Origin of the sequence: Microbacterium sp. NPDC089189 (assembly GCF_040685095.1) — a bacterium.
Lineage (GTDB): Bacteria > Actinomycetota > Actinomycetes > Actinomycetales > Microbacteriaceae > Microbacterium.
This window is the reverse complement of the sequence record NZ_JBFBHG010000012.1, coordinates 26,379-50,891: the sequence shown is the minus strand read 5'-3', so window position 1 is coordinate 50,891 and position 24,513 is coordinate 26,379. Positions and strand designations below refer to the sequence as shown.

Annotated in this window: 17 protein-coding genes; 9 read left to right on the top strand and 8 right to left on the bottom strand. The window is 73.2% G+C overall.

Going from position 1 to position 24,513, the window contains the following annotated elements; genetic code table 11:
• The first annotated feature begins 134 nt into the window (after nt 1-134).
• Nucleotides 135-3,134, top strand: a complete 3,000-nt coding sequence (locus AB0N73_RS08650; RefSeq protein ID WP_363562423.1) for an Ig-like domain-containing protein — start codon at nt 135-137, stop codon at nt 3,132-3,134.
• A gap of 6 nt (nt 3,135-3,140) precedes the next feature.
• On the opposite strand, the gene AB0N73_RS08645 is transcribed toward AB0N73_RS08650, so the two are convergent.
• A complete protein-coding gene (locus AB0N73_RS08645) occupies nt 3,141-4,265 on the bottom strand; it encodes a S16 family serine protease (RefSeq protein ID WP_363562421.1) in 1,125 nt (374 codons plus the stop codon).
• A 123-nt stretch (nt 4,266-4,388) separates the two neighbouring features.
• Between AB0N73_RS08645 and AB0N73_RS08640 the strand changes: the two genes are divergently transcribed.
• The gene (locus AB0N73_RS08640) at nt 4,389-5,744 is read left to right on the top strand and encodes a zinc-dependent metalloprotease (RefSeq protein ID WP_363562419.1); all 1,356 of its coding nucleotides are present in this window, start codon (nt 4,389-4,391) and stop codon (nt 5,742-5,744) included.
• Between the two features lie 718 nt (nt 5,745-6,462).
• Here the strand turns inward: AB0N73_RS08640 and AB0N73_RS08635 are convergent.
• Both AB0N73_RS08635 and nudC read right to left on the bottom strand, forming a co-directional pair.
• Complete coding sequence (locus AB0N73_RS08635) at nt 6,463-8,223, bottom strand: ATP-dependent helicase (protein ID WP_363562417.1); 1,761 nt, start codon at nt 8,221-8,223, stop codon at nt 6,463-6,465.
• Nucleotides 8,220-9,131 (bottom strand): NAD(+) diphosphatase, encoded by a 912-nt coding sequence (gene nudC / locus AB0N73_RS08630; protein ID WP_363562415.1) that lies wholly within the window; start codon nt 9,129-9,131, stop codon nt 8,220-8,222. Before nudC ends, AB0N73_RS08635 begins: the two co-directional genes overlap by 4 nt.
• A 63-nt stretch (nt 9,132-9,194) precedes the next feature.
• Here nudC and AB0N73_RS08625 point away from each other — a divergent pair, with 63 nt between their 5' ends.
• A complete protein-coding gene (locus tag AB0N73_RS08625; RefSeq protein WP_363562413.1) occupies nt 9,195-10,445 on the top strand; it encodes an aminoglycoside phosphotransferase in 1,251 nt (416 codons plus the stop codon).
• A gap of 15 nt (nt 10,446-10,460) precedes the next feature.
• Here AB0N73_RS08625 and AB0N73_RS08620 read toward each other — a convergent pair whose 3' ends face one another.
• Both AB0N73_RS08620 and AB0N73_RS08615 read right to left on the bottom strand, forming a co-directional pair.
• The gene (locus AB0N73_RS08620; RefSeq protein ID WP_363562411.1) at nt 10,461-13,748 is read right to left on the bottom strand and encodes an ATP-dependent DNA helicase; all 3,288 of its coding nucleotides are present in this window, start codon (nt 13,746-13,748) and stop codon (nt 10,461-10,463) included.
• Nucleotides 13,745-16,879, bottom strand: a complete 3,135-nt coding sequence (locus AB0N73_RS08615; RefSeq protein ID WP_363562409.1) for an ATP-dependent DNA helicase — start codon at nt 16,877-16,879, stop codon at nt 13,745-13,747. The genes AB0N73_RS08620 and AB0N73_RS08615 overlap by 4 nt, the downstream gene beginning before the upstream one ends.
• A 156-nt stretch (nt 16,880-17,035) precedes the next feature.
• On the opposite strand from AB0N73_RS08615, the gene AB0N73_RS08610 reads away from it, so the two are divergent.
• Complete coding sequence (locus AB0N73_RS08610; protein ID WP_363562407.1) at nt 17,036-17,260, top strand: DUF3107 domain-containing protein; 225 nt, start codon at nt 17,036-17,038, stop codon at nt 17,258-17,260.
• 4 nt (nt 17,261-17,264) lie between these two features.
• Complete coding sequence (locus AB0N73_RS08605; RefSeq protein ID WP_363562405.1) at nt 17,265-17,555, top strand: hypothetical protein; 291 nt, start codon at nt 17,265-17,267, stop codon at nt 17,553-17,555.
• A 15-nt stretch (nt 17,556-17,570) separates the two neighbouring features.
• On the opposite strand, the gene AB0N73_RS08600 is transcribed toward AB0N73_RS08605, so the two are convergent.
• Nucleotides 17,571-18,287, bottom strand: a complete 717-nt coding sequence (locus AB0N73_RS08600) for a ferritin-like fold-containing protein (RefSeq protein WP_363562403.1) — start codon at nt 18,285-18,287, stop codon at nt 17,571-17,573.
• Between the two features lie 130 nt (nt 18,288-18,417).
• Between AB0N73_RS08600 and AB0N73_RS08595 the strand changes: the two genes are divergently transcribed.
• Nucleotides 18,418-19,860, top strand: a complete 1,443-nt coding sequence (locus tag AB0N73_RS08595; RefSeq protein ID WP_363562401.1) for a DEAD/DEAH box helicase — start codon at nt 18,418-18,420, stop codon at nt 19,858-19,860.
• 86 nt (nt 19,861-19,946) lie between these two features.
• The gene (locus tag AB0N73_RS08590; RefSeq protein WP_363562399.1) at nt 19,947-20,375 is read left to right on the top strand and encodes an SHOCT domain-containing protein; all 429 of its coding nucleotides are present in this window, start codon (nt 19,947-19,949) and stop codon (nt 20,373-20,375) included.
• 24 nt (nt 20,376-20,399) lie between these two features.
• Here AB0N73_RS08590 and AB0N73_RS08585 read toward each other — a convergent pair whose 3' ends face one another.
• Nucleotides 20,400-21,269 carry a PHP domain-containing protein gene (locus AB0N73_RS08585; protein ID WP_363562397.1) on the bottom strand — a complete coding sequence of 290 codons (870 nt, stop codon included), beginning with the start codon at nt 21,267-21,269 and terminating at the stop codon, nt 20,400-20,402.
• Nucleotides 21,270-21,351: 82 nt separating this feature from the next.
• Between AB0N73_RS08585 and AB0N73_RS08580 the strand changes: the two genes are divergently transcribed.
• Both AB0N73_RS08580 and AB0N73_RS08575 read left to right on the top strand, forming a co-directional pair.
• On the top strand, nt 21,352-22,371 hold the full coding sequence (locus AB0N73_RS08580; RefSeq protein ID WP_363562395.1) for an endonuclease/exonuclease/phosphatase family protein: 1,020 nt from the start codon (nt 21,352-21,354) through the stop codon (nt 22,369-22,371).
• 34 nt (nt 22,372-22,405) lie between these two features.
• On the top strand, nt 22,406-23,815 hold the full coding sequence (locus AB0N73_RS08575) for an aminopeptidase P family protein (RefSeq protein ID WP_363562393.1): 1,410 nt from the start codon (nt 22,406-22,408) through the stop codon (nt 23,813-23,815).
• 13 nt (nt 23,816-23,828) lie between these two features.
• On the opposite strand, the gene AB0N73_RS08570 is transcribed toward AB0N73_RS08575, so the two are convergent.
• Nucleotides 23,829-24,512 carry a general stress protein gene (locus AB0N73_RS08570; protein ID WP_363562391.1) on the bottom strand — a complete coding sequence of 228 codons (684 nt, stop codon included), beginning with the start codon at nt 24,510-24,512 and terminating at the stop codon, nt 23,829-23,831.
• Nucleotide 24,513: the final 1 nt, after the last annotated feature.

The following is a 24,513-nucleotide window of genomic DNA, read 5'->3' as shown; positions in this document are numbered from 1 at the left end:
TGGGGGAACGCCGAGCGGATGCTGCGGAGATTGCCAGCGAGCAGAATCGCTCAGCGCGGCGGCGTCGCGCGGGCCCGCACCGCTACCATCGGGCGACCGCATGCACCGGCACAGCGCCGGTCAGGGGAGGAAGCATGTCCGCCATCCGACGCGTCGCGGCAGTGACCGTGACCGCCCTCCTCGCCGCGGGAGTCGTCTCCGCCGGCACCATCGTCGCCGCCGAGCCCGCCGCCGCCGTCTCGACGCCGGACGCGTTCGAGGTCACCCTGACCCCGCAGAGCCTGACCGACTCGTTCACGGTTCCTGCCTCATCCGGCCCGTTGGAGATCACCGTCTCGGGCGCCCCCGGCGTCGGGGCGGGCGGCGGTGCCGGCGCCTCGTATCGCTTCACGACGACCGCCTTCGAGCCCGGCACCGTGCTCGACGTGCGATTCGGTCCGCGGGCCGACGGCTTCTATCCCGCACTCTCCGCGGCCGCCGGCGGCACCGGCGCCAACACCGCCGGATCGGGCAGGGCGGGCGGAGACGCCACGATGATCCTGCGCCACCGCGATGCGATCTCGTGCGGCGATGCCGCGTCGCAGGTCGTGGCGATCGCCGGAGGCGGCGGCGGAGCGTCGGGCGGTTACGCGGTCGACGCGTCGTGGCTCACCTCCCGCGACGGATCGGCCGTGGGACGCGTCGTCGCCGGTCACCCCAGCCGCCAGTGGGATGCAGGGAGCCCGTGGTCCGTGCGCGCGGCCTGCGAGCCGGGCAGCGGCGCCCGGGGCGGCGAGAACGCGCAGGGCTACGGCTTCGCCCTCAACGGCGGCGGAGGCGGCGGCGGCGGGCTGAGCGCCGGGTGGGGCGGATCCGCCCAACGCGATGGCGAGCCCGCCCGGAGCGAGAGCGGGCCGGGGCGCATCCTGGACATCCTGGCCTCGGCGATCCGCCCGCACACCGTCATCGCGGCGACCGGGGGCGACGCGGGCACGAGCTATCTCGCCCCGAGCGCCTGCGGCGCGGCGTGCGGGGTACCCGCCATCAGCGCGCACACCGGCCCGGCGGCCGTGACGTTCCGGTGGACGCAGCAGCGCACGACGCGCATCGACGTCGACGGCGCGGTCGGCGCGGCAGTGGAACGCTCCGGATCCCTGACCGGCAAGGTCCGGCAGACGTGGCAGAACCAGGGGCGGGTCCTCGAGGACGGCATGATGGACGGCGTCGTCTCGGCCTGGCTCGGCGATCGTCTGATCGATCAGGCCAGGCCGCGTGACGGGCAGGGACGGTTCTCCCTCGATCTCGGCCGTGCGCTCGCGCGCGACGAACGCGCGGACGTCCGCCTGGAGTTCACCCCGGACACCCCGGCCGCGTACCGCGGCACGACCGGCACCTACCAGGTGGTGCTGCGCCCGTCGTACCCGTACTTCTCGATCGGAACCGTGACGCGACAGGATGCCGGCGGGACGACCTGGCTGCTCGTGCAGTTCTTCCCGGACACCCCGCCCAGCATCGCCGTCCAGAACCCCCCGCTCACCATCTCGACGCGCGCGCCGGGTGAGACGTCGTTCACCGCACGCGGGAGCGTGCAGACGTACACGGATGCCCGGAGCTCCTGCGCCCTCGTCGCCCTGGACGGGGTTCCCGGGCAGGAGATCGTCGCCTCCTTCGGCGGCGACGACTGGCACCGTGCCGCCGCATCCGCGCCCTATCGGCACACGCCGGGACCGGGCACCCGCGTGCAGGACACCTGGAACTGGTGCACGACGTCGAGCCTGCTGACGGCTCCGGCCGATTCCGCGGCGGAGCCCGATGCCGCGGCGACGAGCGCGGCGCGCACGGCGGCGGCTCCTGCGAGCGACGACGAGACCGCTGCCGCCGACATCGTCTGGGCGTCACCGACGGACGAGGTCGCCCCGGACGCACCGGTCGAGCTGGCCGTCGACGTGCGGCACGCCGGCGTCCCCACGGCGGAGGGCATCGTGGAGTTCCTGCTGGACGGCGTCCCCCTCGGGCAGGCGCAGGGCGACGCGCAGGGCCGGTTCCGACTCGCCCTCCCCGCGCCGGCGCCCGGTACGGCACAGGTCACGGCCGTCTACTCCGATCCCGCCGATGACACGGGGGAACGCTCGCACGCGGGCGGCGTCGCCTCCCACACGCTGCTCGTCGCGCCGCGAGCGGTGGAGGTGTCGGTCGACGTCGTCGGCATCGACACGGCGGCCCCCGGAGCCCCGGTGACCCTCCGCGCCACCGCGAGGTCCGCGTCGGGTCCGTCCCCGACGGGATCCATCTCGTTCTTCGACGACGAGCGGTACCTCGCCACCGTTCCGCTCGCGGCGGGAGCGGCCGTGCTGTCCGATGCGACGCTGGACGGGCTCACCAACACGGCACGCGCGGTGTTCGTCAGCGACGCGTCGTCGCGATTCGTCGCGGACGACGCGGCCTCCGCCGCCGACTACTCCCCCGTGACCACCACGGCGCGCCTGATCGTCGCGGGCACGGAGGCGTCAGCGGACGCCGACGGCGAGATCCTGCTCGACGTGCGCCGGACCGGCGGCACCGGCGCGGTCACCGGAGAGATGACGCTCTGGGACGGCGACACCCCTCTGCTCGTCCTCGACGACGACGACGCGGCCTCGTCGAGCGCGGACGGCGCCACGTGGGAGGTGCCGCTGTCGGCGCTGGCGCCGGGGAGCCACACGCTCTCCGCGGTCTTCACGGGAGAAGCGGGAGTGGACACGTCACGGTCCGAGGCGATCGCCTTCGAGGTGCGCGCGCGAGCCACGAGTGTGACCGCGCGCATCGCCGACGGGGCGCTGCGCGTCGAGGCATCGGTGGCGCAGGACGGCATCGGCTTAAGCGCGGGCGCGAGGCCGTCGGGTGTCGCCGCCGTCTTCGACGGCGACCGCCTGCTGGGGGTCGCGAAGGTCATCGACGGCACGGCATCCATCGTCGCGCCCGAAGGACGCGCGCTCCGGGTGGAGTTCCGGCCGCTCAGCACCGACCTCGCCGCGTCCGCTGCGCCCGTGCTCGCAGACGCGCTCGCGGCGACGGGCGCCCCGGACGCGTCGGCGTGGGGTGTCCTCGCGGTCGCCGGATTCGCCGCGGTGGCGGCCGGTGCGTGCCTGCAGCGCGTGCGCGTGCGACGCCGCTGAGCGCGCTCAGCTCGCGACGCAGGTCGGGAGCGATGCGACGTCGCCCCCGTCCGCGATCGTGTCGAGCGCCGAGACGGCGTCGTCGAGCGTCGCCACCGAGATGACCTGCAGCCCGTCGGGCACGTGACCGACGACCTCGTCGCAGTTGCGCTCGGGCGCCAGGAAGTAGTCGGCCCCGGCATCCTGGGCTCCCCAGAGCTTCTGCCGGATGCCGCCGATCGGGCCCACCGTGCCGTCCGCGGTGATGGTTCCCGTGCCCGCCACCTGCTGGCCGCCGTTGAGCTCGCCCGGGGTCAGCACGTCGATCATCCCGAGCGCGAACATCATGCCGGCGGACGGACCGCCGACGTTGTTGAGCTGCACCTCGACGTCGAACGGGAAGTCGTACGCGACAGAGAGCGAGATGCCCACCTGCCAGAGGCCGGCCGCCTCGCCGGTGCCGAGCTGCGGGGTGGCGGTCACGGTCTGCTCCACGCCGTCGCGATCGATGAGGAAGGACACGGGCTGCCCCTCGCCCTCGTTGATGATGACGCGCAGATCCTCGACGCGCGTGACCGGGGTGCCGTTGGCGGCGAGGATGACGTCGTCCTGCTCCAGGACGCCCGTCGCGGCGCTGCCCTCGGCGACGCCCGCGACGATCAGCTGCGGCGAGACGTCGTAGCCGAGATGGGTCAGGGCCGCCGCGCTCGCGTCGGCCTGCGAGTCCACCATCAGCGCGGTGTTCTGCTGCGCCCGCTGCTCGCTCGTCTGCCCCACGGCGAAGATCTGCTCGAGCGGCACGACCGCTTTGGTGGGATCGAACCACGCCAGCGCGACATCGACCCACGAGAGGCGGTGCTCGGGCGAGCCGACCACCTGCACCGTCAGCAGATCCAGCGATCCGCCGGTCGGATAGGTGTCGGCACCGTCGACCGAGATGAGCGGCAGGCTCTCGCCGTCCGGATCGGTGATGTCACCGAGCGTGTTGTACACCGGCCCCGGCCGCTCGATCACGTACGGGCTCGGCAGGAACGACATGCCCAGCAGCGCCACGAGCGCCACCACCAGCGCCCAGATTCCCGCGACGGTGGCACGCGGCAGACGGCGCCGCGGCGGGGCGGGCGCGAACGCCGGGTCCTCGAACAAACTCACAGTGCCTCTTTCATCGGCCGTTCGCGGCCGGCGTACGGCGACTTCGTGTTCGCCCGGCTGAGCGGTGTATCCCTGCGACTAGCGTAGAACGGGACGTTATCCCCCGGCTGAAAGGCGCCTGACGTGGCAGACGAGGACGACCGTAGCCCCGAGGAGCAGTTCCAGGAGCTCCTCCGGCAGTTGTTCGGCGCGGACGGAATGGATCCCGCGCAGCTCCAGCAGTTGCAGGGCATGGGCATCGACCCGGCCATGATGGCGCAGATGATGCAGCAGATGCAGAGCGCCTTCACCTCCTCCGACGGCTCGATCTCGTGGGATGTCGCCGAGCGGCAGGCCCTGCACATCGCCAATCAGAGCGATCTGGGCGTCGGCTCGGGCGACCGCGCCGACCTCGACCAGGCGTTCTCGCTCGCGACGCTGTGGCTGGGCGAGGCCACCACGATCTCCGACCTCAGCGAGCAGCCGCGCGTGATCACGCGCGGCGCCTGGGTCGAGGCGACCATGCCGGTCTGGCGCGAGCTCGCCGAGCCCGTCGCGACGAGCATCGCCGACGCGCTCACCGCGACGCTCGCGGAGCAGGCACCCGAGGAGATGCAGGGCATGCTGCAGGGCGCCGGGCGCATGATGCGATCGGTCGGAGGCTCCCTCTTCGCCACTCAGCTCGGCCAGGTCGTGGGCCGGCTCTCGATGGAGGTCGTGAGCGGCGGCGACGTGGGCCTTCCCGTCATGCCCGCCGGTGTCGCCGGCATCCTGCCGCAGAACTTCGCCGACTTCGGCCAGGGGCTCGAGATCCCCGAAGACCAGCTCGCGCTGTACGTCGCGACCCGCGAGCTCGCCCACGCCCGCCTGTTCCGGCACGCGCGCTGGCTGCGCCTGGACGTCATCGCTCAGGTCACCGAGTTCGCCCGCGGCATCCACGTCGACACCGGTCGCCTCGAGGAGCTCGCCGAGAGCTTCGATCCGTCGCAGCCGGAGGAGCTCCAGCGCCTGCTCGAGAGCGGCGCGCTGCTCCCCGAGCGCAGCGAGCAGCAGACCGCGGCCCTCACCCGGCTCGAGAACCTCCTCGCCCTCATCGAGGGCTGGGTAGACGTGGTCACCGCCGACGCCACGGCTCGCCTGCCCAGCGCGGTGCGCGTGGCCGAGGTCGTGCGTCGCCGACGCGCGGTCGGCGGTCCCGCCGAGAAGGCGCTCGGGTCGCTCGTCGGGCTGGAGCTGCGCCCCCGACGGATGCGGGAGGCCGCTGCCATGTGGCGTGCGGTCACCGACGCCGTCGGCGTCGCGGCGCGCGACGCGCTGTGGGACTACCCCGACCTGCTGCCGGGATCCGAGGACATCGACGACCCGAGTGCGCTCATCGAGCGGCTCGCGGCACGCGCGCGGGGAGAAGAGCCCGCCCGCGACGCCTTCGACGAGGCGCTCGAGCAGCTGCTAGCCGAGGAGACCGGCGACGAGGGACCGCAGGGGCCCACTCCGGTGTGACCTCTCCTCCCCCGCACGTCAGCGCGGGGGTCCCCCTGTGGACAAGGCGGCGTCGAGGGCGGCGGCGGGCACACTCGACGCATGCTGCACCTCGATCCCTCCCGTCCGCCGGTGTGGCGTGACACGCGCACGTTGCAGTTCGGCGTTCCCCGCGGGCTGCGCCTGGTCGACCCGACGCCCTGGCAGGAGATCCTGCTGCGCAGCCTCGCCTCGGGTATCAGCGGCGAGGATGCGGTGGCGATCGCGTCGTCGTACGACGCCGACCGAGCGGCGGTCGAGGCGTTTCTGCACGCGCTCGACCCGGTGCTCGTGTCGGCGCCCGAGCGCCCCCGCGCCGCGCTACGGGTGGCGGACCCGATCGACGGCGCGATCGCCGTGCACGCGAGCCGCTTGCTCTCCGACCACATCGACCTCGTGCGGGATCCCGACGAGGCGACCACCGTCATCCTGCTGGAGTCGTTCGTGCCGGACCCGGCGCGCTACGTGCGCCTGATGCGCGACGACGTGCCGCATCTCCCTCTCGTGCTCGCGGGCGATCGCATCACGGTGGGCCCGTTCGTCACGCCCGGCGCCGGTGCCTGCCTGGCGTGCGACGCCGCCGCGCGCCGCGACGCCGACCCGCTCTGGCCCTCCGTCGCCTCGCAGCTCATGTCGAGGCCGGGCGCCCCGACATCCGGCACACTGCTCGCTGAGGCCGTGACGTTCGCCGGGAGGGCGCTCAGCGGGCAGATCGGGTCGCGCCTGCACTCCCACGCGGTGACGTTCGTCGCTGATTCGGCCCGCCGGCGGTGGGACGCGCGGAGACCTCATCCAGCGTGCGCGTGCCGATCTCCTGAAGGAAACGCGATCCCTGCCTGGTCGATCGTCCCGAGCTCGACGCCCACGAGAGAGACAGCGTACGCGCGGCCCGCGTAATGCCCACGTACGCCAGCCGACGTTCCTCGTCGATCTGCTCGAAGCCCTGCGCGTACGAGATCGGCAGCAGCCCCTCCGAGACACCGATCAGGTGCACGTGATCCCACTCCAGGCCCTTCGCGGCGTGCAGCGTCGACAGGGTCACCGTCGCGAGCGCCGGTTCGTGCTGATCGCGGGCTCGGGCCATGAGGTCGTCGGTGAACTCGCGCAGAGTGATGCCCTCGGGGGCCTCGTCCGCCAGTGCCATGAGCGCCGACCGGGCCTCCCACGCATCGCGCAGCGCCCCGCCCGCCGCGGGCGGCTCGGCGGTGAGTCCGAGCGAGCGCAGCACGTCGCGCACGCTGTCGCGGAACCCGCTCTCGAGCGGCGCGACGGATGCCGCCCGCAGCGACATGACCGCCTGGCGCACCTCGGGCATGTCGAAGAAGCGCTTGCCGCCGAGCACCGTCGTCGCGATCCCCGCATCGGCGAACGCCGTCAGCAGCTCGCGCGATTGCGCGTGCGCCCGGTACAGGACGGCGATCGTGCGGGGGTCGATGCCGGCGTCGAGCTGCGCCCGGATGCGTCCCGCCACGGCGACCGCCTCGTGCGCGTCGTCGTCGAACCGGGTGACGGTGGGCACCGGGGCGTCGGCCCCCCGGTCGGTCGCCAGCTGCAGCGCGCCGGGGCGGCCGCGCATCAGCGCGTTCGCCACCCGCAGGATCGGCTGGTCGCTGCGGTAGTTGCGCTCCAGCCGGAAGTGACGGGCATCCGGATGCGCGCGGCCGAACTCGATCAGGTACTCCGCCTTGGCGCCCGCGAAGGAGTAGATGGTCTGGCTGGCATCGCCGACGACGCAGAGGTCGGAGCGATCACCGAGCCAGAGATCGAGCAGGCGGTTCTGCAGCGGCGAGACGTCCTGGAACTCGTCCACGGTGAAGTGCCGATACTGCTCGCGCACCGCTTGGGCGACCCGCGGCTCGGCCTCGATCATGCCCGCGCACGCGAGCAGGACGTCCTCGAAATCGAGCTGGTGGCGTTCGTCCTTGAGCTTCTCGTACGCCAGGTGCACCTCGCGTACGGCACCGGCATCGACGCCGCCCACCCCGCCGGGGCGGTCGCGGGCGAAGTCGTCGACCGTCCGCATCGTGACCTTGCGCCACTCGATCCCCGAGGCGATGTCGCGCAGGGTCGCCGTGTCGAGCCGGAGCTTGACCTGCTCGGCCGCCTGCGCGAGCACGCGCACCTTGTTGTCGACGATGCGGGGAGCGGGTGAGCCGGCGACCCCCGGCCAGAAGAAGTTCAGCTGCGCGAGAGCCGCGGAGTGGAACGTGCGCGCCGACACGCCGGGGACACCCAGTGCCCGGAGGCGGCCGCGCATCTCGCCCGCCGCCTTCGCCGTGAAGGTGACCGCCATGACGCGCCCCGGCGAATACGCGCCGCTGTCGACGCCGAAGGCGATCCGCCGCGTGATCACCCGGGTCTTCCCGGTTCCGGCACCGGCGAGCACGCTCACCGGCCCGCGGACGGCACGGACGGCCTCCCGCTGCTGGTCATCGAGGTCCGCGAGGATCCCTTCGCTCACGACTGCGCCTCGAACCACTCCTGGATGAGGCGTCGCGCGATCGATGCGGGCCCCGGCAGCGTCACGTCGCCGGCGCCGGCGAGGGCTGCGCCGATCTCGTCGCGCGAGAACCAGCGCACCTCGACGATCTCCTCGCCGTCGGCGATCGCGGTCTGGGGGCGGGCGGCGACCGCCTGGAATCCCAGCATCAACGACCGCGGGTAGGGCCACCCCTGCGAGCCGCGGTACCGCAGCTCGGTCACCTCGACGCCCGCTTCCTCGTGCACCTCGCGCCGCACCGCGTCCTCGAGCGACTCCCCCGCCTCGACGAAGCCGGCGAAGCACGAGTACCGGCCGGCGGGCCACGCGGCGTTGGAGCCGAGGAGCAGTTCGGCGGGACGGCTCGGCGAGCTCACCGCGACGATGACAGCGGGGTCGGTGCGGGGGAAGTGCAGGCGTCCGCACGCGGGGCATCGCCGCGACCAGCCCGACTCGCGCAGGTCGGTGCGTGCGCCGCAGAACGAGCAGTGGGGGTGATCGCGCAGCCAGCGTCCCAGCGCGACCGCGGTCACGGCGAGGTCGGTCTGCTCGGCGCTCAGCTCACCGCCGACCTCCCGCAGCGGGCGGCGCTCGGACGAGTGAGGGTCGTCGGCGGAGCCGTCGAGCGCGGCGAGCAGGAGCGCCTCCCCCGACGACGACCGGCCGAGGAAGGCCCACTCGGCCGAGGCCACCTCCGCGGGACCCACGAAACGCAGCGTCACGGAGTCGGCGTCGGCATCGAGCAACAGGCCGTCGCCCCGGACGACGAGCACGCGCGAGTCCGGGTCGGCGCGCAGCTGCGTCAGCAGATCCGGACGCGAACGCTCGTCGGCGGCCCGATCGAACCGGTCGCGCTCGGAGTGGGGTTCGCCGGCGGTGGATGCGGTCACCGATACCTCCTCGACGGGCGTGGCGACCGGCGCTGTCGGGGGCCGTCGACCTACCCTGAGGGAATGCCACGCTCTCCTCTCACTCTAGCCGCGTCGGTGACAGCGGCCCTGCCGGGAGCCACCATCGTGGGCGCGAGCCGGTTGGGCAGCGAGGAGCGAGGCGGCGTCGAATCCGCCCTCGTCGAGCTGGCCGACGGTCGACGACTCGTGGTGCGCGTCGCCGAGGACGACGAGGCCGGGCGCGCCGTGCGCACCGAGGCCCGCGTGCTCGAGTCGCTGAGCGCCGGTGTGCGGAGCCTGCTGCCGTTCGCGGCGCCCCGCATCCTGGGTCAGACCTCTCTCGGCACCGGCCACGCCGTCGTGGCCGACTACATCGACGGCTATCGCGTCGACGCCTCCGACATCCCGCCCGGAGCGGGCTTCGCCGGACTGATCGGCCGCGCCCTCGCCGCGGTCCACGATCTTCCGGTCACCGTGATCCGCGCCGAGGGATTCCCGGTGCGCTCCGCCGACCAGGTGCGCACCGACACCGCGCGCATCATCGACCGCGCCGACGCCTCCGGCCGACTGCCGCGGGCCCTCCGCGACCGCTGGCGCACCCTCGTCGACGACGACGCCGCGTGGCGCTTCGAGGCCACCGTCGTGCTCGACGGGTTCGAGGTCACCTCGCTCATCTTCGACGATGTCGCCGAGACACCCGCCGTTGTCGGGCTGCTCGGCTGGCACGGACTGTCGATCGGCGACCCGGCCGTCGACCTCCGGTGGCTGGGCAGCGCGCCCGCGGCGGCCGACGCGGTGCACGACGCGTACGCGGCGGCCTCGCATCGCGCCTCGGACGCCGCACTTCTCTCGCGCGCACGGCTGTTCGCCGAGCTGGAGTTCGCGAAGTGGCTCGTCCACGGCGTCGACACGGATGACGAGGTCGTCGTCTCCGACGCCGAGAAGCTTCTCGCCTCGCTCGCCGAAGCGACGGACGGAACGGAACTCGTGCGGCACGGGCAGGGCGACGTCGACGACGCGATCGCGCTCCTCGAGCAGGTGCCGGCCCCGAGCGACTCGGCGATCGACACGTCGATGCAGACGGATGCCTACGACCCGGTGGCGCTGGGCGCCTACCTCGCCGACGTGGCGCCCGAGCGCCCCGATCCCGACGAGGGCGGGGTCCCCACGTTGCCCGTGGACCTGTCGGAGTGGACCGCTGCGCCGAGCCCGGCGCACGACGACACCAGCCCGACCGCCGAGGACGACGAGGAGTCCCGTGCGGAGACCGCGCGTGCGTCCCGCGAAGCGCTGCGACGGTGGACCGAGGGCTGAGCGCGCGTCGCGGCGTCAGCCGCGGATGATGCGGTCGTCGGCCACGTAGTACAGCGCCACGTCGATCTCATCCTTCGGGATGCCGTGACGCACGTGGTATGCCTCGCGGTACAGCTCCAGCTGCACCATGCGCGAGCGCTCCTCCTCGGCCGTGCGCGGGGCGCGGCCCGTCTTCCAGTCGACGATCTCGATGCGGTCGCCGCGGTCGGCGCGCCGGTAGACCGCGTCGAGCTTGCAGATCACGACATGCGCCCGCCCGTCGAGGCCCACGTGACGGAAGTCGATCTCGGTCTCGACCTCGATCGGCTGGAGCGGCCCCCACTCCGATCGCTCGAACGTATCGATCAGCCGTCGCAGGGCCGCATCCTGGTCGCCGTCGTGCACGTCGTCCGGATCGACCCACAGCGCGTCGTCGAGCGAGGTCGCGGCGGTGAGGCCGGTGCGTTGCTCGACCCACGCGTGGAACCGGGTGCCCAGCGATGTCTCGCGATAGGGGCGCTCGGGCAGGGGGCGCTCTCCCGCGGCCACGGCGGCGTCGTAGTCGGCGACGAAGTCCTTGTACGCCGATGCCGGGATGCGCACCGGGGCCGCGCCCGGGGCCGGCCGGAGCCGTTCCTCGCGTTCGGCGAGCAGGAGCGCCAGCTCGTGGTCGGGCGCGGCGTGCGGCTTCGCCGCCGCATCCCGCACGAGAGCAGCAGCCGCCTCCACCGCCGGGCGCCGATCCCCGAGAGGATCGATCGGCCACTGGAGCGTGCGCTCGCGACCGGCCAGGGGGTTCTCGCCCGCGTCGACCACGGGATCGGGAAGGCCCACCTCGGCGGCGATCTCGCGGGCGAACCGGCTGATGTCGCGGGGGCGCGTCGTGCCGGCCCACGGTGAACCGCTCACCAGCAGGTGGTCGCGCGCGCGGGTGACGGCGACGTAGGCCAGGCGGCGGTCCTCTTCGAGCGCGCGGCGGCGGTGCGCCTCGACGAAGTCCTCGCGGGCCGCGCGGAGCTCCTGCTGGGTCGCCGCGCCCTGCCAGGCGTACACCGGCAGCCACGCGGCGTCTCCGCGGAACGCGTACGGCAGCACGCCGGCGGAGAGCCACCCGCGGGTGTCCTTCGCGCTGGTGGGCAGCTCGCCCTCGACGAGCCGGACGACGGCGACGGCGTCCCACTCCAGGCCTTTCGACCCGTGGATCGTGAGCAGGTGCACCACATCCTCTTCGGCCGGTTCGGTGCGCGGCGCCAGATCGTCACTGCGTTCCGCGTGATCGAGCCAGGCGAGCAGGCTCGTGATGGACCCGTGCTCGTCGGCCGAGAGGAACGCGTGCACCTCGTCGACGAACGCGCGGATCTGCGCGGACCCGGTGCGGGCGGGGCCGCGCGACTCGTTCGCGGCCAGTTCGATGTCCAGACGCAGCTCGACCTCGATCGCCCGCACCAGATCGGGGATGGGCAGGGTTCCCGCCGCGTGGCGGAGCCCGGCGAACACGCCCGCCGCATCGCGCAGCCGCTGCCGACCCATGGGGCTGAACGCGGCGAGCCAGGCGTGCTCGGGGCGCTGTCGTACGAAGAAGTCGAGGGCGTCGATGAGCGACCCGGAATCCGAGGCCGCGGAGGCGCGCAGCCGCGCCAGGACCTCGTCGTCGGCGGGTCGGCCGCCGGCATCGGCGCGCACGAGGCGACGGGCGAGATCGTGGAGCGCCGACAGGTCGGCGAGACCGATCGACCAGCGCGGCCCGGCGAGGAGCCGGATGAGCGCCGATCCGGCGCTCGGATCGCTCACGACGCGCAGGGCGCTCACGACGTCGACGATCTCGGGTGTCGTGAGCAGCCCGCCGAGGCCGAGCACCCGGTGCGGCACCTGTCGTCGCGCCAGTGCCTCGGCGAACCGGGTCATGTGCTTCTTCGCCCGGAAGAGCAGCGCGCCCGTCGTCGACCGGCCCGCGCGCGCCCGCTCGTCGCGGACGCGGACGAACCAGTCGGCGACCGCGTCGGCCTCGGCGTCGAGGTCGGTCTCGACGACGATCTCGACGGCACCGCCGGACGCCCCGGGACGCGCCTCCAACCGCCCGACCGGCACGGCGCTGGTGGCCGCCAGCGGGGCGAGCACGGCCGTGGCCGCGGTGAGGACGGCCGGAGCGTTGCGCCAGCTCGTCAAGAGGCGGAACGACGCGCACGCGCCGTCGGGCGCGAAGGCCGCGGCGAACCCGGCGAGGTTGCCCGCGCTCGCGCCGCGCCATCCGTAGATCGCCTGGTGCGGGTCGCCGACCGCCATCACCGCGGACCCGGCGAACAGGCGCGCGAGGAGCAGGCTCTGCACCACGGAGGTGTCCTGATACTCGTCCAGCAGCACCACGGGGAACTGCTCGCGGAGGTCGGCGATGACCTGCGCATCGGCGAGGGTGATCTCGTACGCCCCGGCCACCTGGTCGGCGAAGTCGATCACACCGGTACGGCGCTTCCGGTCGCCGTACTCGCGGGCGAGCCGCGCGAGCAGCGCGAGCCGGTCGACGTTCTCGGCGTCGGAGCGCACCTCGGCGTAGACCGTGGTGCGGGCCGAGTCGGACGGGATCTGCCGTACGCGGTCGAAGCGCTGCGGGAACCGCTCGAGCTCGTCGAGGTCGACGAGGTTGTCGACGCTGTCGCGCGCGATGCGCAGCGCGCGATCGACGAGCGTGCGCAGGGACTCCTCGACGGTGTCCAGCGCCGCGTCGTCGGACGCCAGCACGGTGCGGCGCATCAGCAGCCAGGCGGCGGATTCCGAGAGCACGACGGCGTCCGCGTCGCGCCCGATGCGCACCGCGTGCTCGCGCACGATCGTGTCGGCGAAGCTGTTGTAGGTCGAGACGGTGGGGCGATCCAGCAGGTCGTCCGTCGGGTCTGTCGGCGCGACCGTCTCCCCCCAGCGCTCGGCGAGGGCGTCGAGCGCGGCCAGGCGCGCGGACTCGCCCGCATCCGACCGTTCGAGCTCGCCGAACACGTCGAGCTCCCCGCGGGCGTGCAGCGAGGTGAGCACGCCCAGCAGGCCCCGGCGTTCGAAGTCGGCGAGGCGCGCGAGGCGTCGCTGGATCCGCTCGGCGAGCTCGCCGGCGGCCTTGCGGGTGAAGGTGAGCCCCAGCACCTGGTCGCGCCGGACGAGTCCGTTCGCCACGAGCCACACGACGCGCCCCGCCATCGTCTCGGTCTTGCCGCTGCCGGCACCGGCGACGACGAGCGCCGGGGCGAGATCCGACTCGATCACGGCGGTCTGCTCATCGGTCGGCGGGAACTGCCCGAGCGCCGCCGCGATCACCGCGGCGGGAATGCGTGCGCTCACGAGACACTCACCGGCGGGACGGTGTGGATGCGGCAGAGCCCGTGCCCGAAGTCGTCGCGGCAGTGGGTCTCGTAGGCCGCGGTGAACGTGTCCGACCCCATGACGGTCGCTGCGCGCCCCAGCCGCGCCAGGAACGCCGCGCGCGCCGCCTCGTCCAGCGGCGGCTGCGTGGGCGTCGCGTAGTCCGCCCGCGTGGGAGGCTGCAGCACCAGCAGCTTCGCCCCGGTGGCCCGCCGCGTGCCGGCGTCCGGCACCGACCCTTCGGCCACCGCCAGCTGATAGGCGGCGAGCTGGGCGTGATCGATCACTTTGGCGTCGGTGTGCGGCACGGACCGCCCCGTCTTCAGATCGACGATGACGACACCCTCGGCGCCGTCGGTCTCGACGCGGTCGATCGTGCCCGACAGGATGAGCGGAAGCGCCTCGGCATCGTGCGGGTGCGCCAGTTCGACCGCGAACCGGGACTCCGCGCCCAGCAGCCGCTCACCGCGCGACGCGACGTCGCGCAGGTACCGGGCGAGGCGTCCGACCAGCTCCCGCGCCTTGGCGCGTTCGGTGCGTTCGCGCCACGGGGCGTCGAACTCGAGCTCGCCCCATCGCTCCTCCACCGCACGCCACAGCGTCTCGGCGTCGGCCTCCGCGTCGGACACCTCCATGGCGTGGTGCAGCAGGGTGCCGAGCCCGGCCGTGACCGTGCCGGGGTCGCCGCCGAGATCGCCGATGACCCAGTCCAGCTCGCACGCCTCCATGGCCTCGAGCCGCGACGGCGACACGCGGATGCTCTCGGTCCGCGGGTCGTGCAGGCCGCCGGTCGTCGTCGGGTCGCCGATGCCGTACCAGTCCTCCGGCGCGGCCCCCGCGACGTTCGCCTCGCCCAGGAGGACGAGCTGTCCCGCCGCGCGGGCGGCGTCGGCCCGCGCGGACACCGATCCGGATGCCGCGGTGAGGGTGCGGCGATGGAGCGCGACCAGGCCGCGCAGCGACAGCGGGTGCCGCGTGGGAGCGGGCACCGCCGGCGGCAGCAGTTCGAGGAACGGGCTGGGGGCATGCGCATCGTCGTCCACGGCCGTGACCACGAGGTGTTCGGCGGCGCGCGACAGCGCCCGTGCGAACAGCCGCAGCTCGTCGTGCAGCACCTCGCGCCGGCGATCCCGGCTCGACGCCGCGAAGCCGTCGGCGCGCAACGCCTCGGACAGTCGCCACCCCTGCAGCAACGTGCCGCGCAGACGCGTGTTGGGCCAGACCCCGTCCTGCACCCCGGCGATGACGACCGTGTCGAACTCGAGCCCCAGCGCCGCGGCGGGCGTGAGCACCTGCACGCGCTGCGCGCGGCCCGGTGCGCTGAAGAGGTCTTCAGCCACATCACTGTCGAGCACACCGCGCACGAACACCATGGGGTCGGCGACGCCGCCGTCCTCCGCGCGCTCCCCGAAGCGCTTCGCCGCCTGGAAGAGGGCCACGATCGCGTCGAGATCGCGTCCCGCCTGTTCGGCGAGCGGTCCGTTGCCGCGGGCGGTCTGCGCCCACGCGGCCTCGAATCCGCTCCGCGACCACGCGGTCCACAGCAGCTCGTGCGCGCTCGCGCCCTCGCGCAGGCCTCGACGCAGCAGGGCGAGCGTCTCGGCCACCCGCGCGGCGCGGGTCGCCTCACGGGTGCCGAGGATCGCGAGCTCGGCCGGATGCCGCAGCGCCTCCGCGAGCAGCTCGCGGGGGACGCGCGTGCCACCGGCGACGATCTCGGACTGATGCAGGGCGCTGCGCAACCGCCGAACCTCGATCGGGTCCCACCCGGCGGCCAGGAGCGTCTCGCTCACATCGGCGTCGTCGCCGTCGGCGGCGGCGCAGACGACGGCGATGAGGTTGCGCACGCTGCCGCGGCGCCCGAGCGGTTCGACGAGCCCCGGGGCCCGGGCCGGGACCTCACGGGCGGCGAGCTCGGTCTCGAGCGCCGCGACCTGGCGCGAGTCGTGGGCGATGACCGCGCAGCGGCTCCACGCGACGCCGGCCATGAGGTGACGCTCCCGCAGGACCCGCGCGATCGCATCGTGCTCCTCCAGCGGAGAGCGGGCGGTCAGCACGCGCAGCGAATCGTCGGCCGGAACCCCCTCGGGCGGCCGCCGGTGCACCACGACCCCCGCGGCTCCGATCCTCGTCGTGACCGCACGCACCGTGTCGGCGTGCAACGCGGTGCCCCGGTGCACGGTGTCGAGCAGCAGCGTCTCTCCGAGCACGCGTGCCAGACGCGCGAAATGCTCGGGTCGCGCACCACGGAACGCGCCCGAGGCGATATCGGGGTCCCCGAAGGCCGTCACGGCGACACCGTGGGCACGGAGGGCCTCGAGCAGCGCCACTCCTCCCGGCGTGAACTCCTGCGCGTCGTCGACGAGCACCGCGTCGAGGCGTCGCACCGCGCCGAGCGCCGCGTCGGCGGGATCGAGCCGTGCCAGCAGGGCCACCGCTTCGGCCACGAGCCCCGCGGCGTCGCGGTGGGCCGTCCGCATCGCGGAGCGCACGTCCTCGTACTCGCGCAGGAATCCCGCCAGAGCGTCCCAGACCGGCACCCCGGCCTCGACCGCGAGCACGGCGAGGCGGGCAGGGGTCACGCCCCACGTCGTGCACTCGGCGAGGAACGCGCGCAACTCGCTCCGGAACGCCCGCGACGAGCGCACCGCGGCGCCGAAGCCCTCCGGCCACCGCGACGGCAGCCCCTCGGCCTCGTCGGCCTCGTCGCCGCGCAGGAGCTCGTGGACGATCTGATCGTCGTCGGCGCCCGTCAGCAGCCGTGGCGCGGGCAGCCCCCGTCCGACCTCGTGCGCGCGCACGATCTCGAAGGCCAGCGACGCGATCGACCGCGCCGGCGGCCCCGAACGCGCACCGCCGATCGCGAGCGACAGGCGGTCGCGCAACGCCGTCGCGCCCTGTCGCGTGGGGGTGAGCACGAGCACCCCGTCCGCGTCGACCCCGGCGGCCACGAGGTGCGCCGCACGAGCGATCAGGGTCGCCGTCTTCCCCGTGCCCGGCGCGCCGACGACGAGCGCGGATGCGGTCGGGTCGCGCTCGATGACGGCGCGCTGGGCGGCATCGCCCGTCGACCGGGCGAGCGTCGGCTCGGGGGCGGTGATCGTCGTCATCACTGCAACGCTAACGCGGCCCGCCGACACCGCACGGCGCACCCCGCCGAGGACGTTCGCCCACAGCGTGCGCCGGCGCCCCTCTGTTCGCGGCCGGGGCCGGAAGCCGTGCCGTAGAGTCGGAAAGTCCCCAGAACGACGAGAGAGGCGACATCCGTGGAGATCCGCATCGGCATCGCGAACACCGGCCGCGAGCTCAATTTCGAGACCGCTCAGTCCGCCGACGAGGTGAAGAAGTCGCTGGCCGACGCCCTCGGTGAGGGCGCCCCCTTCGTGTCGTTCGCCGACATCAAGGGCAACTCCTACGTCGTCCCGTCCGCGTCGCTCGCGTACGTCGAGCTCGGCACCGAGGAGACGCGTCGGGTCGGCTTCGTCGCCTGACCCGATGGACATCCTGCTGGCGTTCATCTACGGCGGCGCGATCGGCGCCGCCGCGCACGCGGCCCTGCCCGGTCGTGATCTGCGCGGCGTCGCCCTGGCGCCGATCATCGGAACGCTCGTCGGCGGCCTCGCGTGGCTCGCGCTCACGTGGGCGGGCCTCACGACGGCGGATCCGTGGCTCTGGCTCGCGGCCGTCGCCGCGCCGCCGATCGTGACGTTCCCCTTGGTGGCGCTCCTCACCCGCGTGCGCCGGGCGCACGACATCCGCGAGCAGAAGCGTCAGCACCTGATCTGAGCGCGTCGCCGTCGCTCAGGACGCGAGCCCCATCGCCTCCATGCGGCGGGCGTGCGCGGCCATCAGCTCGGTGAACACCGGCTCGACGGTCGCCTCGATGGCGGTCTCGTCCTCGGTGCGGGCCAGCGCCGACCGGGCGATGAGCAGGGTGTCGCCCACGAGCCGCCGGCCCCACATCGCGAGCAGCGACGACCACTCGGCGTCACCCTCGATCGTCTCGCCGATGATCTCGACGATCGCCTGCCGGTCGTCGTCCGCGGCGAGGGCGCGCGCGACACGTCGCCCGGTGTCGCCGTAGCTGGCGGACAGCGCCAGGTAGAAGTCGTCCAGGAGCCCCGCCGTCAGGTGCACCGAGAGCATCGTCTCGGGCGGCCGCACCCCGTGGGTCGCCGAGCGGAACGCGTCGAGGGGCTCGCGGAAAGGCAGCATCAGCGCGGTGGGATCCTCGCCGCGGCCGCGGATGATCGCCACCAGCTCCTCGTGCTTGCGCAGCGCAGCGCCCGCCGCACGCGAGAGCGCCTCCTTGCGGGCGAGCGCGGGCGTCGACGCGATCAGCTCGCTCAGCGTCTCGAAGTAGCCGAGCTGGAGGTAGGCCGCCTGCCCCAGGAAGGTGTCGACGTCCGGGGCGAGCTCGGCGAAGTCGACCCGCGTGATGCCGTCCGCCTCGCCGCGCGTGCGCAGCCGCAGGGGGCGCCCCGCAGGGCGCCGTCGAGCTCGCAACCATTCCCACACGCGGTACAGCCTACGGCTCGGGTATCGTGGGACCCGCAGCGGCATGGGACCGCGGCCACCGCGCCTGGGGCCGAAAAGGGCGTGGACATCCGACGGCGGAGATCCGCCCACGACCAGACAGGTACATATCGTGACGACCTTCGCCGAGCTCGGCGTGGATCAGGACATCGTCGACACCCTTGCCGCACGCGGCATCGTCGACGCCTTCCCCATCCAAGAGCAGACCATTCCGCTGTCCCTTCCGGGGCAGGACATCATCGGGCAGGCCAAGACCGGAACGGGCAAGACCTTCGGGTTCGGCATCCCGGTCGTGCAGCGGCTGGGCGCCGACCCCGCACCGGGCGTCAAGGCCCTCATCGTCGTCCCGACCCGCGAACTCGCGGTGCAGGTGTACGAGGACATCGACCTGCTGACCTCGGGGCGCGCCACGAGCGTCGTCGCCATCTACGGCGGCAAGGCGTACGAAGGCCAGATCGAGCAGCTGAAGGCCGGCGCGCAGATCGTCGTCGGCACCCCGGGTCGCCTCATCGACCTCTCGAACCAGCGGCTGCTCGACCTCTCCCACGCGACCGAGGTCGTGCTGGACGAGGCCGACAAGATGCTCGACCTCGGCTTCCTCGCCGACATCGAGAAGATCTTCACCAAGGTCGCGCCCGTGCGGCACACGCAGCTCTTCTCGGCGACGATGCCCGGCCCGATCGTGGCGCTCGCCCGCCGCTTCATGTCGAGCCCTATCCACATCCGTGCGAACGACCCCGATGAGGGCCTCACCCAGGCCAACATCCGCCACCTCGTCTACCGCGCCCACAGCCTGGACAAGGACGAGGTCATCGCCCGCATCCTGCAGGCCGAGGGCCGCGGCAAGACCGTCGTGTTCACCCGCACCAAGCGCGCCGCGCAGAAGCTCGTCGACGAGCTGAACGACCGCGGCTTCAACGCCGGCGCCGTCCACGGCGACATGAGCCAGGAGGCGCGCGAGCGCTCGATGGCGGCGTTCAAGGCGGGCAAGAAGGACGTCCTGATCGCGACGGATGTGGCCGCACGCGGTATCGACGTCGACGACGTCACCCACGTGATCAATCACACGATCCCCGACGACGAGAAGACCTACCTGCACCGCGCCGGCCGCACCGGCCGTGCCGGCAAGACCGGCATCGCGGTGACGTTCGTGGACTGGGACGACCTGCACAAGTGGGCGCTCATCAACCGCGCGCTCGAGTTCGGCCAGCCCGAGCCCACCGAGACCTACTCGTCGAGCCCGCACCTCTTCGAGGATCTGGGCATCCCCACCGGCACGAAGGGCCGTCTGCGGAAGGCCCCCGTCACCGCTGCGGTGACCGTGCCCGCCGATGCCGCCGCCGGTTCCGACCGCCCGGCGCGCCGGCGTCGTCGACGCACCGACGGCGAGTCGGGCGCCCCCGTGGCGGCCACCACGACGACGGACGAGCCCCGCCCCGAGGGTGGCGGCACGCACGACGGCGGAGGCGCCGAGCACCACGACGGCAAGCCGGCACCGCGCCGTCGCCGTCGTCGCCGCGGCCCGCGTCCCGACGGCGGCGCGCCCGCAGCCTGATCCGATCGCATCCCGATGCCCTCACGCACTAGCGTGAGGGCATCGGTGCGTTCGGCACCGGTGATTCTGGGGGAAAGAGAGTCCGCATGTCCGTTGTGGGAACCGCCGTGTCGACGGCGTACGAGTATCAGGGGTTCTGGGCGTCCTTCGGGGACCTGGTGTGGTGGTTCCTCTGGGCGTTCGTGTTCATCACCTACCTGTTCGTCCTGTTCTCGATCATCGGCGACCTGTTCCGCGACCACTCGCTGAACGGCTGGGCGAAGGCCGCGTGGATCGTGGGACTGCTGATCCTGCCGTTCCTGACGGCGCTGATCTACCTGATCGCCCGCGGCCGCGGCATGGCCGAGCGCGGGCAGCGCGAGGCATCGCGCGCGCGGCAGGCGCAGGACGACTACATCAAGACCGTCGCCGGCCTCAGCCCGGCCGATGAGATCGCGAAGGCCAAGCAGCTGCTCGACGCCGGCACCATCAGCGCGTCCGAGTACGAGGCGCTGAAGGCCAAAGCACTCGCCTGAGCACCGTCGGCGCCCCCGCTTCGTTCAGGCGAAGACGGGGGCGCTGCCGTGTCCGCGCGCGATGATGCGGGCCACCATCGCGTCGCTCGTCGTGTTCTCACCCGGACGGTTGGGTTTTCCGGCGCCGTGGTAGTCGCTCGATCCGGTCACGATCAGGTCGTGGCGCTCCGCGAGCCGGCGCAGCTGCGCCTTCCCCGCCTCGGTGTTCTCGCGGTGGCCGATCTCGAAACCCGCGAGCCCGCGGGCGATCAGCTCTTCGAGCACCGGGACCGGCATCATCCGCTCGCGCCCCGCGGTCGCCGGGTGCGCGATGACCGGGACTCCCCCGGCCGCCACGATCAGATCGACCGCGGTGAACGGGTCGGGCGCGTAGTGCGGCTCGTAGTAGCCCTCGCGCGGGTGCAGCACGCCGTCGAAGGCGGCGGCACGGTCGGCGACGATGCCCCGTGCGACGAGGGCGTCGGCGATGTGCGGCCTTCCCACCGTGGCGCCGTCGCCGGTCTGGGCGACGACATCCGCCCAGCTGAGGTCGTAGTCACGGGCCAGATGCCCGACGATCCGTTCGGCGCGCCCCAGCCGGTCGTCGCGGATGCGGTCGAGCTCGGCGGCGAGAGCGGCGTCGGCGGGGTCGAAGAGGTAGGCAAGGATGTGCACGCTCCGCCACGCATGGCGCGCGCTCATCTCCATGCCGGGGAGGAACGTCATCCCGAGCGCCGATGACGCCGCCGCCGCCTCACCCCATCCCACGCTCGTGTCGTGGTCGGTCAGAGAGGCCGTGCCGATCCCCGCCGCGTGCGCGGCGCGCATGACGTCGGCGGGCGACTCGGTGCCGTCGGAGCGGGCGGAATGCAGGTGCAGGTCGGACGGCCCTCGGAACCGTCCCACCGTCGTCATCCTTCGAGCGTACCGCGCGGCGCCGTGCATCCTCCCGCCTCCCGTGCGGGCGATGCCCAGGTGCTCTGCCTAGGCTCAGGGGGTGCGACGCCTGTGGGGAATACTGCTGACCGTGCTCTGCGCGATCGGAGCGGCGATCCTCACCTGGCCCGACTTCTTCCGCCTGGAGCAGGCGTTCCCGCTGGCGCAGATCATCTCGTTCCGCCTTCTGGTGCTCGCCGGGTTCGCCGTGCTCATGGTCGTCGCCCTGCTGATGGCCGCGGCGCGCCCCGTGCGCCGCTTCTTCCTGGGCCTCGCCGTGCTCTCGCTCGCCGCCGTCGTCGCGAACGGCGCGATCGTGGTGCAGCGCGGCACGGGCGCCGACGCCCTGCCGGAGAAGACCGAGAGCAGCGTGCGGGTCATGACGTGGAACACCGCTGGGGACGCCACCTCTGCCGCCACGATCGCGCAGACCGCCGTCGCCCTCGGCGCCGACATCGTGACGCTGCCCGAGACGACCATCGAGACCGGCGCCGAGGTCGCGGTCGCGATGAGGGACCTGGGGCAGCCGATGTGGGCGCACCACACCGAGTACGGCACGGACGGCTGGGCGGCCGATTCGACCACGATCCTCATCTCCCCCGAGCTCGGCACCTACTCGGTCATCGCCTCCTCGCAGGACGGGTCGAGCAACACCTCGACCGTGCCGAGCGCCGTCGCGATGCCGACCTCGGGCGAGGGCCCGATCGTCGTCGCCGCGCACGCGGTCGCCCCCCGGCAGTCCGCGATGGGCGACTGGCGCCACGACCTGCAGTGGCTGGCCGACCAGTGCAGCGCCGGCAACGTGATCATGGCCGGCGACTTCAACGCGACCCTCGACCACATGCGGCGCCTCGGCACAGACGGCGGCGACCTCGGCATCTGCCGCGACGCCGCCGCGACGACCGGCAACGGATCGGTCGGCACCTGGCCCACCGACATCCCCGCCCTCGCGGGCGCCCCGATCGACCACGTGCTCGCCTCGCCGGAGTGGACCGCGACGGGCTCCGTCGTCCTGCGGGCGCTCGACGACGCCGGCGGCGACCACCGTCCCCTCGTCGTGCAGCTGGAGCGCACGGGCTGAGGCGCATCGGCGCGCCGGGTGGGAGACTGGAGTCATGTCGGATTCCACGGAGACCCCCACGACGACGACCGGCCCTGCCGCTCCTTCCAACCGGAAGGCGCCCTTCCCCGCCGGGTTCCTCGACACCATCTCGACCGGCTGGGCCGATCGCCCGGAGCCGGACGCCGCCCCGCGCGCGCAGGCCGCCTTCGCCGCCGCCCGCCGCGACGCCCTGTCGGCGATCTTCCCCGGCTCACGTCTGGTGGTGCCGGCGGGTGAGCTCAAGCAGCGCAGCAACGACACGGACTACCCGTTCCGCGCCCACTCCGCCTTCGCCCACCTCACCGGCTGGGGGGCGGACGCCGAGCCGGGCGCCGTGCTCGTCTTCGAGCCGCGCGACGGCGAGGGCCACGACGTCACCCTGTACTTCCGCGAGCGCGCCGACCGCACCACCTCCGAGTTCTACGCGGACGCCACGGTCGGCGAGTTCTGGATCGGCCCGCGCCCCTCTCTCGACGCGGTCGCCGTCGATCTCGCCGTTCCCACCGCTCACATCGATGCGTTCCGCGCGACCGAGGCGGATCGGACGGTGGACGATGACGACGAGCTGACGCGCGCCGTGTCGGAACTCCGCCTGGTCAAGGACGCCTACGAGATCGCGCAGCTGCAGCAGGCGGTGGATGTGACCGCCGCGGGCTTCGACGACATCATCCGCGAACTCCCCCGCGCCGTCGACCACCCGCGCGGCGAGCGGATCGTCGAGGGCGTCTTCCACCTGCGCGCCCGCGCCGACGGAAACGGCGAGGGCTACGACACGATCGCGGCCGCGGGCGGACACGCCTGCTACCTGCACTGGACCCGCAACGACGGCGAGGTGCGTCCGGGCGATCTCATCCTGGTGGACGCAGGCGCCGAGGTCGACAGCCTCTACACGGCCGACATCACCCGCACCCTCCCCGTCGACGGCCGCTTCACCGATGTGCAGCGACGCGTCTACGAGACCGTCCGCGAGGCCGCCGACGCCGCGTTCGCCGTCGCGCGTCCCGGCATCCGTTTCCGTGAGCTGCACGAGGCGGCCATGAACGTCATCGCCGCCCGCGTCGCCGAGTGGGGTCTGATCCCCGTGACGGCGCAGGAGGCGCTCGACGCCGACCACGGCGGCCAGCACCGCCGCTACATGGTGCACGGCACGAGCCACCACCTGGGCATCGACGTGCACGACTGCGCCCAGGCCCGTCGCGAGATGTACTACGAGGGGATCCTGGAGCCCGGCATGGTCTTCACGATCGAGCCCGGCCTCTACTTCCAGGACGACGACCTGACGGTGCCGGCGGAGCTGCGCGGCATCGGCGTGCGGATCGAGGACGACGTGCTGCTCACCGAGGACGGCCCGGTCAACCTGTCGGGCGGCATCCCTCGCACCGCCGACGAGATCGAGGCGTGGATGGCGCGCGTCAGCGCCTGAGCACGCCCCGGGTTCAGCGCGGCGGGTTCTCGCCCGAGGACTCGCCGCGCTCCGGCGACGGCGGCGCATCCACCGGGGCGCCGTCGACAGCGGGCGCGGGCTGCGGTGCTGCGGGCGCGGGCTGCGGCGTCTCCGCGGCGGGCCGCGTCGTGTCGATCCGCTCGCCGTAGCGGGGCGGCTCGGTGCGACGCGCCGCGGCCGCGGGCGCTGCGGCGGGCCGGGCGGCGGGAACCGTGCCGAGCGCCGTGCGTGCGCGGTGCAGGTTCTCCCCCGTGACACGGATGTCGTAGTGGTCGGCGACGACCTGCATGACCGAGGCGAAGTCGCGCCGACGCCGCACGATCGTGAACATCAGCAGGTTGAGCAGCATGCCGATCGCGATACCGACCAGCAGCACGCCGACGAAGGCCTGGATGGCGGCGCCGGGGCTCCCGAGCACGAAGATGAACGCGAAGAGCACACCGAGCATAAGCCCGTTGATCGCGCCCGAGCGTGCCGCAGCACCGTAGCCGAGGCGCCCCGTCACCCGCTCGATCGAGGTCAGCCCCGACCCGACGATCGCGATCTCGCGGGCAGGGATGTCGGCCGCGATCAGCGTCGACACCGCCTTCTGCGCCGCTTCGTAGTTCGTGAACGACGCGATCGTCTCGCCGGTTTCGGCCGACCCGGACGAGAACGGCATGCTCTTCATGCTCATC

Coding starts and splice junctions, on each gene's coding strand:
- AB0N73_RS08605 (WP_363562405.1), top strand. CDS start 17,265: ATGGACATCCTGCTGGCGTTCATCTACGGCGGCGCGATCGGCGCCGCC.
- AB0N73_RS08585 (WP_363562397.1), bottom strand. CDS start 21,269: ATGACGACGGTGGGACGGTTCCGAGGGCCGTCCGACCTGCACCTGCAT.
- AB0N73_RS08570 (WP_363562391.1), bottom strand. CDS start 24,512: ATGAGCATGAAGAGCATGCCGTTCTCGTCCGGGTCGGCCGAAACCGGC.
- AB0N73_RS08650 (WP_363562423.1), top strand. CDS start 135: ATGTCCGCCATCCGACGCGTCGCGGCAGTGACCGTGACCGCCCTCCTC.
- AB0N73_RS08590 (WP_363562399.1), top strand. CDS start 19,947: ATGTCCGTTGTGGGAACCGCCGTGTCGACGGCGTACGAGTATCAGGGG.
- AB0N73_RS08625 (WP_363562413.1), top strand. CDS start 9,195: ATGCCACGCTCTCCTCTCACTCTAGCCGCGTCGGTGACAGCGGCCCTG.
- AB0N73_RS08575 (WP_363562393.1), top strand. CDS start 22,406: ATGTCGGATTCCACGGAGACCCCCACGACGACGACCGGCCCTGCCGCT.
- AB0N73_RS08615 (WP_363562409.1), bottom strand. CDS start 16,879: ATGACGACGATCACCGCCCCCGAGCCGACGCTCGCCCGGTCGACGGGC.